General features: G+C 40.4%; 3 protein-coding genes. All 3 read left to right on the plus strand.

What is annotated here, in order from left to right; genetic code table 11:
* The first annotated feature begins 151 nt into the window (after window positions 1-151).
* The 3 genes from R2S67_RS22640 to R2S67_RS22650 all read left to right on the plus strand — a co-directional run bounded on the left by R2S67_RS22640 (window position 152) and on the right by R2S67_RS22650 (window position 1986).
* Window positions 152-520 carry a VOC family protein gene (locus R2S67_RS22640; RefSeq protein WP_317347155.1) on the plus strand — a complete coding sequence of 123 codons (369 nt, stop codon included), beginning with the start codon at window positions 152-154 and terminating at the stop codon, window positions 518-520.
* A 155-nt stretch (window positions 521-675) separates the two neighbouring features.
* Window positions 676-1479 (plus strand): hypothetical protein, encoded by an 804-nt coding sequence (locus R2S67_RS22645; RefSeq protein WP_317347156.1) that lies wholly within the window; start codon window positions 676-678, stop codon window positions 1477-1479.
* A gap of 291 nt (window positions 1480-1770) precedes the next feature.
* Window positions 1771-1986, plus strand: a complete 216-nt coding sequence (locus R2S67_RS22650) for a hypothetical protein (RefSeq protein WP_254059197.1) — start codon at window positions 1771-1773, stop codon at window positions 1984-1986.
* Window positions 1987-2346 lie beyond the last annotated feature (360 nt).

Genomic DNA, 2346 nt, shown 5'->3' on the forward strand with positions numbered 1-2346 from the left:
GTTCAAGGCGATTCGAAACGCATTGGGGTTTTAGTGCCCAAATAGGCACGGATTTATCAGAGTTTATTTTAGGTTAGGGTGCATGTGCGTCTCTCACACCTTAACTGCGCGTTATATGCTTTCAAGTTTCAAACAGTAAAAGGACTTAAAAATGATTTTAAATCACGTCTCAGTTGGCGCTTCTGATGTGGCAAAAGCAGTTGGTTTTTATGACTCAGTTCTTTCTACGTTGTTTATTAAACGTGCTCACTATATAGAAAATATCGCAGCGGCTTATGGTGAAAACTTTGAATTTTGGGTCGGAAGCCCTTGTGAAGGAAAAGCTACATCAAGTAATGGTGCTCATATTGCTTTCAATGCGCCTTCAAAAGAAGCTGTTGACCAATTTTATGCTACAGCTATTGAATTGGGTGGTTCATGTGCAGGTAAGCCAGGCTTAAGACCTGAGTATGGTGAAACTTACTATGCAGCATTTGTTCGTGACTTAGATGGAAACAAAATCGAAGCAGTTTCAATGTAACTTCGAGTACGCATATAACAAAGCGTTTAAGAGGGACTCCTAACGCTTGGCGGCTCTAGCTCAAAGTTCAGCTTAAGTGTTTATGGCACAATGTTTAAGTTTAGGTGGTATCGCGTTATCGCCCCTTAACGCGGCGTTATACATTTATGGTGACTATGATGATTGAAGAATGCGCATTGTGCTTACAAGTTAAAGAACTAAAGGTTAGTCACCTGATGCCCAAAGGGTTGTATAAGAAACTACGAAAATCAGATTGTAGTGGCCAAATTATATTGAGCCAAAGTCATAACAGAACGTCCGCATTTACTGATATGCAAGTTACAGATAACTTTTTGTGTGGCGAGTGCGAGCAAAAGTTTAGTCGTAATGGGGAAAATTTGGTTGTTCGAGATTGCTACAATAGTAAAACTGAAGTATTTCCATTACGTTCAAAGTTCGATGAGTCCAAGGTTATCGCGCGGCATTTCGATAAGCGGTTGTTAGATCATGTTGAAGCAAATATTGACCAAGGTGCTTATCTGTATTTTGCTGCGAGTATTGTTTGGCGAGCCTCAGCTTGGAAGCGTAAGGAAAATTCGAACCAGAATTCTCTTGGTCTTGTATACCAAGAACAGATTAGAAAATACTTAAACAATGAATCTACTTTTCCTGAAAATGTTTACCTCATTGTCTATATAGATACTGATTTACAACCTTTACCAATGATTTCGTTCCCTGTCTCGAGTAAAAAGGTAGGCTATCACCAGCATATCTTTTACATTCCAGGGGTTAGGTTTTTGTTACTTGTTGGGCATGACATAGGTGAACTCAAAGAGTACTTTAATGACCGTAAATCAAATGTAGTATTTTTAAAATATAGCTATCAGCAACATCCTGATTGTAGCTTCGTAGCAAATAGTTTGAGTACGGATTTTAAGCCAAATAGCCGTTTGAGAGACGAAATAAGAAAAAATGTATAACAAACAATTTAAGAGTGATTCGGCACGCGTGGCATTTTTACTATGCGTTGGTTCTAGTGATTAAGATGGTATGCGGTAGCATCGGTATTGCGTGCCTCACACCTTAATTGGGCGTTAGTTTGCAAGAGGAAAAACGCGCCTATATCGCAAGAACTAGCGGTAAAAGCTTAAAGTCGAAATTGTCTTATCGGCATTCAATTTCAGTGTTAACTTGCGTGGTGTAAACTCAAAATTGGTATCGTTTCAACGGTTGATTTGTTCTTTGGTGCGGCGACTTTTGGGTTTACTGAGTTGAACTTTTTTGCTGAAACTCTGCTCGTTGAGCTTGTTGGTATAAAAGCCGATCTACTCGCTGAAATGACGCTTTCTTTGGTGTGGCAAGTTCCACGTGGTTTCAGTGACTTTGTTGAAAGTCCGCATTGTGAGATTGGTTTTCCAAAAGCGCTTTTTGGTGTTGTGAGTTCGTTTTCTGCGGCATTGTTTGTTCCAAGTGGTTTCATTGAGTAGCCGCTTTGAGACTACGCCTGACTTAAGTACATCAAAACACATAAAGTTTATTGTTTGCAAAGTTTAAAATAACGTAAAATCAACGCTTTGGGTTTGCAAACTAACAAACTGCTCAAGAGGGATTCGCAACGCGTGGCACTTTTACTGTGCGTTGAATTTAGTGATTAAGGTGGTTTGCGGAAGCTGCAGTATTGCGTTGCTCACCCCTTAGCAGGGCGTTATTTCCGCAACGGATCTCTCAGGCTGAATGTACGTGGTTGTAGCCTAAGAGTGAAAGTGGCGGGGTAATAGGTTGGAAAAGCGGCGAAAAGGGCGAATATTGGTCATTTCCATGCTAGCCTTAAAGCGCTTTAAGCGCAC

It is taken from the genome of Vibrio sp. T13N (assembly GCF_032970445.1).
GTDB lineage: Bacteria > Pseudomonadota > Gammaproteobacteria > Enterobacterales > Vibrionaceae > Vibrio > Vibrio diabolicus.

Bases quoted from the DNA above. Each gene is read 5' to 3' on its own strand.
- R2S67_RS22645 (WP_317347156.1), top strand. From the start codon at position 676: ATGATGATTGAAGAATGCGCATTGTGCTTACAAGTTAAAGAACTAAAG.
- R2S67_RS22640 (WP_317347155.1), top strand. From the start codon at position 152: ATGATTTTAAATCACGTCTCAGTTGGCGCTTCTGATGTGGCAAAAGCA.